A 6255-nucleotide genomic window follows, 5' to 3' on the forward strand; every position below is an offset into this window, starting at 1 on the left:
GGGCGTTGATCAGGCGGTGAGCGCTTTGGGCAGTTTGAAATGAACGTCTTCGCGCGTCACCTCGACTTCCTCGATGGTCAGCTCGAAACGTCGGCGTAAATGGTCCAGGACCTCGTCGACCAGGATCTCAGGCGCCGATGCGCCAGCCGTGATGCCCAGGGTCGTGACGTCGTCAAGGGCCATGCGCGCCAGGTCGTCGGCGCGCTGAACCAGGAAGGCGTTCGATGCGCCGGCATGTGTCGCGACCTCGACCAGGCGCAGGGAGTTCGATGAATTGGTCGCGCCGATCACCAGCACTGTGTCGCAGCGCCCGGCGATCGCCTTGACCGCCTGCTGGCGGTTGGTCGTGGCATAGCAGATATCTTGTTTGCGCGGTCCCTCGATGTTGGGGAACCGCCGCTGCAGCACCTCGACAATTGCTGCTGTATCGTCGATCGAGAGAGTCGTCTGGGTGATATAGGCTAGGTCCTTGTCGTCCGCCGGTTGGATACGTTCGGCGTCCTCGACACTCTCGACCAGCAGGATCGTGCCCTCTGGCAACTGACCCATCGTACCGATCACCTCCGGATGGCCGCGATGGCCGATCAGAAGGATTTGGTAGTCCTTGGAGAAGTGACGCTCGGCCTCGATATGCACCTTGCTGACCAGTGGACAGGTTGCGTCGAGGTAATAGAGGTCGCGCTTCTTGGCTTCCTGCGGTACCGACTTGGGCACGCCGTGAGCGGAGAAGATGACCGGTCGGCTGTCATCGGGGATCTCCTCCAGTTCCTCGACGAAGATCGCGCCTTTCTTCTCAAGCCCCTCTACCACGTAGCGGTTGTGGACGATTTCGTGGCGGACGTAGACCGGGGCGCCATGCTGGGCGATCGCCTGTTCGACGATCTGGATCGCACGGTCGACGCCGGCGCAGAAACCGCGGGGCGAGGCCAGCAGCACGGTCAAACGGGGCTTTGTGGAGGCATCCAACATGGCGGCGATCCTAGATCATCAAGGCCGGCGTGGGAAACCACATAGCGAGAGCGGGTCGTGGTTAGATGGGACCGTACACCGGTCCCACCTAACCACGTGAATCCGCTCTCTATCGATGTGTAGAGCCGATTGACCCGCTTTGACGAAAGCCCGAAACGGTTTCGTCAAAGCGGGATCGGCTCTATGCCATCAAACATGCGCCCTTGCCCTTGTTCCGACCCATTCTGACCTCTAGATTGGCGCCCGGTCACGCGCCTTCAAGGCCGGCCTGCAGGACGAAAAAGAAGGGGTGGAATGATGGCGGATGCCGTCGAAATTGCGCAAAAGGAGCCTTATCAGCTCGATCTGAAGAAGGGTGAGAAGTACTTCTGGTGCTCCTGTGGGCGCAGCGCCAAGCAGCCGTTGTGCGACGGCACCCACAAAGGGACGGGCTTGACGCCCATGATGATCGTTGCCGATGAGGACAAGACGGTTTGGTTGTGTGGCTGCAAGCACACGGCCAAGTCGCCCTATTGCGACGGAACGCACAGTTCGCTTTGACCACGGTTTGTTTCTTCTGTTCGGAGCTGCAACGCGCATGCGCTTGATCCCAAGGGGTCCCTGGCTTGCCTCGATAACGATGCTCGCCCTGGGGTTGTTCGTGGCGGCCTGCCAGTCCGAGGAAGAAGTGCTGGGCACGGTCATCTGTCCGCAGGCCTATATGGTCAAGGATGCGACCCGGTCGACGGCCTATGCGCCTGGCGGTGGCCGCGATCTCATCGATATCGAGTTCAACGCGGAAATCGTCGATATCGCCTGGGACTGCCTCTATGAGACCGAACAGCGCTTCGTCGATGTCGAAGTTCAGTTTTTCGTCAGAGCGTTGCGCGGGCCGGCATCGGAGGAGCGCCAAACGACGTTCCCGTACTTCGTGGTTGTCGCCGACCCGCAAGGAGAGGTGCTTGCCAAGCAGGTCTTCGGCATCGATGTCGCTTTTCCCGGGAATGCCTTGGAAATCGGCCATATCGAGACGGTGCGCCAGCGCATTCGTTTCCCGACCCTGGCCGGTGCGGCTGACTACACGATCTTTGTCGGCTTCCAGCTCACGCCCGAGCAGCTCGAGGAGGCGCGGGCGCGGCAGTTATAGTGCCTGTGTGTAACCTCGCCATGAAGGTTGACCTTCGGCGCTAGCGTGACCATCATCCCGTGCGCTCACGAACCCGGCGGGAGAGAACGGCCCAATCGCGATTTGGCTCGGTGTAGCACTTACGCCGCTGACATCGCCACGGGGCCGCCGCCGAAGGAGCAACCCGTCCCGGAAACTCTCAGGCAAGCGGGACCGTCGGGGGATGGCGCCTCTGGAGAGAAGACCGGCCCGCTGTGGCGTGGTCTCACCGAAGGGGTAAGCCGAATCCACCGGCGATGCTCTCAGGTCCGACGACAGAGGGGGCGACTGTCAGAACGGTGATGTTCTGACGGCCAACGAGTCGCGCCGAGGGAGATGTTGAGAGTGCAGGCCAGGGACGGGTTGAAGAAGACGCCGCTCTACGATCTTCACGTCGAGCGGGGTGCGCGCATGGTGCCCTTCGCCGGTTACGATATGCCGGTCCAATATCCCACCGGTATCCTCGCCGAACATCGCCAGACCCGTGAGTCAGCAGGCTTGTTCGACGTCTCGCATATGGGGCAGGTCCGACTTTCGGCGGCAGGCGGCCGCGATGCGGCGGCCAGCGCGCTCGAAACCCTGGTGCCGGCCGCGATGACGACGCTTCAGTCCGGCCGAATGCGCTATACCCAATTTACCAACGAACAGGGCGGCATCCTGGACGACCTGATGGTGACCGCCATGGGCGACCACCTCTATCTGGTCATCAACGCCGCTTGCAAGGACGCGGACATCGCGCACCTTCAAGCGAACCTGAGCGATCGTTGCGAGATCGAGGTCCTCAGCGACCGCGCGCTCTTGGCACTGCAGGGCCCCAAGGCGGTGGCTGCGTTCGCCCGGTTGGTGCCCGACTGCGAACAGCTGAGTTTCATGCAGGCCGCGACCTGGGATCTGGACGGCGAGCGGCTGTTGGTCAGCCGCTCCGGCTATACGGGCGAGGACGGGGTCGAGGTCTCGGTACCCGGCCATGCCGCCGAGGCGCTGGCGCGTCGCCTGCTGGATATGCCGGAGGTCGAACCGATCGGACTGGGCGCGCGCGACAGTCTGAGGCTGGAGGCGGGCCTCTGCCTTTATGGCCACGACATCGACACCACGACGACACCGATCGAGGCGGGCCTGATCTGGTCGATCCAGAAGGCTCGGCGTGACGGCGGGAACTTTCCGGGTGCCGCGGTTATCCAGCGCCAAATCAAGGATGGCACGGACCGGCGTCTGGTTGGTTTGAAGCCGGAGGGTCGCGCGCCTGTGCGCGACGGCGCCGACCTGGTCGACGACGACGGCAACGTCATCGGCACGATCACCAGCGGCGGTTTCGGCGCGACCGTCGGCGGTCCCGTCGCCATGGGTTATGTACCGAGCGATCGCGCTGAACCGGGTCAGCGCTTGAGCGCCGTGGTGCGCGGCAAGACGCTGCCGATCGACGTAACGGCCATGCCGTTCGTACCGCATCGCTATCACAGAAATTGACGTGTTGAGAGTAGGGAGACAACGCTATGGCTGACAGGCTTTACACAAAAGACCACGAGTGGGTCGATATCGAAGACGGTATCGCGACCGTCGGTATCACCGACTATGCCCAGGAACAGTTGGGCGATGTCGTGTTCGTCGAACTGCCGGATGTCGGCCGCAACGTGGTCCAGCACGAGGAAGCGGCGGTTGTTGAATCCGTCAAGGCCGCCAGCGAAGTCTACGCGCCGGTCTCCGGCGAAGTCACCGAGGTCAACAGCGGCCTGGCCGATGATCCCTCGCCGGTTAACTCCGACGCCTATGGCGGCGGCTGGTTCATGCGCATCAAGATGGCCGATGAAAGCGACGTCGATGGCATGATGGACGAAGAAGCCTATGGTGAGTTTGTGGCGGAGCTCGAGTAATGCGTTACCTGCCGCTGACGGATGCCGACCGCCAGGCCATGCTGACGACCATCGGTGCCGAAAGCATCGCCGACCTCTATGTCGATGTTCCCGCCGGGGCCCGACTCGATGCCCCGATTCCCTTGCCCGATCACCAAGGAGAGCTTGAGGTCGAGCGGGCGCTTTCGGCGATGGCCGACAAGAACCTGCACAGCGCCCGCGAACCGTTCTTCCTGGGCTGCGGCGCTTACCGTCATCACATACCGGCCACTGTTGATTATCTGATTCAGCGCGGCGAGTTCATGACCTCCTATACGCCCTATCAGCCGGAGATTACCCAGGGCACGCTGCAGATGTTGTTCGAGTTCCAGACCATGGTCGCCATGCTGACCGGTATGGAGGTTGCGAACGCGTCGATGTATGACGGCGCCAGCGGTACGGCCGAGGCAGTGTTGATGGCCGACCGTGTCACGCGCCGATCCCGTGCGCTCCTGGCAGGCGGACTCCATCCGCATTACCGCCACACGGTCGAGACCTATGCCCGCTACTCCGGTTTCGAGATCGTCAGCCAGCCGCCCTCTCATGGTGGCGATGAAGACCTGACCGACCTGATTGACGAGACGATCAGTTGCGTTGTCGTGCAGAACCCGGATGTGTTCGGTCACGTGCGCGACGTCTCGGGCCTGGCCAAGGCCTGCCACGATGTTGGCGCGCTGCTTGTCGTTGTCGTCACGGAGGTCGTGTCGCTTGGTCTGGTAACACCGCCGGGTGAGATGGGCGCCGACATCGTCGTATGCGAGGGTCAGTCGCTTGGCAATCCGCTCGGATTTGGCGGGCCTTATGTCGGGCTCTTCGCTGCGCGCGCCAAGCACGTCCGGCAGATGCCCGGCAGACTCGTCGGCGAGACGAAAGACGCCGAGGGCCGGCGTGGCTGGGTGTTGACGCTCTCTACGCGGGAGCAGCACATTCGCCGCGAGAAAGCGACGAGCAACATTTGCACCAATTCGGGCTTGTGTGCTCTGGCGTTCACCATTCACCTCTCGTTGTTGGGCGAAGCCGGTCTGACGCGGTTGGCGCGTTTGAATCACGAGGCCGCGATTCGTGCCGCCGACGCGCTGGCGGCTATTGATGGTGTCGAACTGATTAACCAGACCTTCTTCAACGAGTTCACGCTCAGGCTCGACAAACCCTCTGCCGATGTCGCCGATGGATTGGCCGAACGCGGCGTGCTCGGCGGTGTCCCGTTCAGCCGGTTTCATCCCGAAGATAAGGATCGCGCCAACCTGCTGATCGTCGCGGTCACGGAGACCAATACACAGGACGGCATCGATGCCTATGCGGCCGCCCTTCGGGAGGTGCTGGCATGAGCGAACCGACAATCTCCGGTCACCGCGGCCTCGTCATGAACGAGCTTCTGTTGTTCGAGCGCGACGAGACAGGCCGCACCGGCGTTGATCTGCCGGAGCCTGAAGCAACGGCTACCCGGCTCGGCGGTCTCGACCGCAAGGGGCCGATTGGTTTGCCGGGCTTGAGCGAACCCGAGGTCATGCGGCACTTCACGCGGCTCTCGCAGAAGAACTATGCGATCGACTCCGGCCTCTACCCGCTGGGTTCGTGCACCATGAAGCACAACCCACGCCTGAACGAAAAGATGGCGCGGCTGCCGGGCTTTGCCCATGCCCATCCGCTGCAACCGGCGGCGACGGTCGAAGGCTGTTTGGAGTTGATCGCCACGCTTGCGCACTGGCTGACCACGTTGACTGGCATGCCCGGCGTCGCCATGTCACCGGCCGCCGGCGCGCACGGTGAACTGGCGGGCTTGATGACCATCAGGGCCGCGCTGGAAGATCGTGGCGATGCGCGCAAGCGCGTGCTGGTACCGGAATCGGCCCACGGCACCAACCCGGCGACCGCAGCCCACTGCAGTTACACGGTCGACGCCATCCCGGCCAACGATCGCGGCCGGCTGGACATTGGCGCGCTGAAACAGGCGCTGGGCGACGACGTGGCCGCGCTGATGCTGACCAACCCAAACACCTGCGGCCTGTTCGAGGACGAAATCCTGGAGGCGGCAGAGCTGATCCACGGCGTCGGCGGATTCTTCTACTGCGACGGCGCCAACTTCAATGCCATCGTCGGCCGTGTCAGGCCCGGCGACCTGGGCATCGACGCCATGCACATCAATCTGCACAAGACGTTCTCGACACCCCATGGCGGCGGCGGGCCGGGCAGTGGGCCGGTGGTCCTGGCAGACACGCTGATACCCTATGCGCCGCTGCCCTATGTCGTGGC

The 6255-nt window shown here is 63.0% G+C and carries 7 protein-coding genes and 2 riboswitches; of the genes, 6 read left to right on the top strand and 1 reads right to left on the bottom strand.

Features of this window, described 5'->3' with window-relative positions; all coding sequences use genetic code 11:
• Positions 1–9 precede the first annotated feature (9 nt).
• Positions 10–969 (bottom strand): 4-hydroxy-3-methylbut-2-enyl diphosphate reductase, encoded by a 960-nt coding sequence (gene ispH, locus AAF563_21570; GenBank protein MEM7123880.1) that lies wholly within the window; start codon positions 967–969, stop codon positions 10–12.
• A 297-nt stretch (positions 970–1266) separates the two neighbouring features.
• On the opposite strand from ispH, the gene AAF563_21575 reads away from it, so the two are divergent.
• The 6 genes from AAF563_21575 to gcvPB all read left to right on the top strand — a co-directional run.
• Positions 1267–1509 carry a CDGSH iron-sulfur domain-containing protein gene (locus AAF563_21575; protein ID MEM7123881.1) on the top strand — a complete coding sequence of 81 codons (243 nt, stop codon included), beginning with the start codon at positions 1267–1269 and terminating at the stop codon, positions 1507–1509.
• Between the two features lie 37 nt (positions 1510–1546).
• Positions 1547–2095 (top strand): hypothetical protein, encoded by a 549-nt coding sequence (locus AAF563_21580; protein MEM7123882.1) that lies wholly within the window; start codon positions 1547–1549, stop codon positions 2093–2095.
• Positions 2096–2162: 67 nt separating this feature from the next.
• Positions 2163–2300: riboswitch (glycine riboswitch) on the top strand.
• Positions 2301–2402: riboswitch (glycine riboswitch) on the top strand.
• A 56-nt stretch (positions 2403–2458) separates the two neighbouring features.
• Positions 2459–3580, top strand: a complete 1122-nt coding sequence (gcvT, locus tag AAF563_21585; GenBank protein ID MEM7123883.1) for a glycine cleavage system aminomethyltransferase GcvT — start codon at positions 2459–2461, stop codon at positions 3578–3580.
• 26 nt (positions 3581–3606) lie between these two features.
• Positions 3607–3984: a glycine cleavage system protein GcvH gene (gene gcvH, locus AAF563_21590; protein MEM7123884.1), complete on the top strand. Its 378-nt coding sequence runs from the start codon at positions 3607–3609 to the stop codon at positions 3982–3984.
• On the top strand, positions 3984–5330 hold the full coding sequence (gene gcvPA, locus AAF563_21595; protein MEM7123885.1) for an aminomethyl-transferring glycine dehydrogenase subunit GcvPA: 1347 nt from the start codon (positions 3984–3986) through the stop codon (positions 5328–5330). The genes gcvH and gcvPA overlap by 1 nt, the downstream gene beginning before the upstream one ends.
• The coding region (gene gcvPB, locus AAF563_21600) for an aminomethyl-transferring glycine dehydrogenase subunit GcvPB (protein MEM7123886.1) at positions 5327–6255 on the top strand (929 nt) is incomplete at its 3' end. The genes gcvPA and gcvPB, both read left to right, overlap by 4 nt.

This window comes from Pseudomonadota bacterium, from assembly GCA_039028155.1.
Taxonomy (GTDB): domain Bacteria; phylum Pseudomonadota; class Alphaproteobacteria; order SP197; family SP197; genus JANQGO01.

Bases quoted from the DNA above. Each gene is read 5' to 3' on its own strand.
- AAF563_21580 (MEM7123882.1), top strand. From the start codon at position 1,547: ATGCGCTTGATCCCAAGGGGTCCCTGGCTTGCCTCGATAACGATGCTC.
- gcvH (MEM7123884.1), top strand. From the start codon at position 3,607: ATGGCTGACAGGCTTTACACAAAAGACCACGAGTGGGTCGATATCGAA.
- gcvPA (MEM7123885.1), top strand. From the start codon at position 3,984: ATGCGTTACCTGCCGCTGACGGATGCCGACCGCCAGGCCATGCTGACG.
- ispH (MEM7123880.1), bottom strand. From the start codon at position 969: ATGTTGGATGCCTCCACAAAGCCCCGTTTGACCGTGCTGCTGGCCTCG.
- AAF563_21575 (MEM7123881.1), top strand. From the start codon at position 1,267: ATGGCGGATGCCGTCGAAATTGCGCAAAAGGAGCCTTATCAGCTCGAT.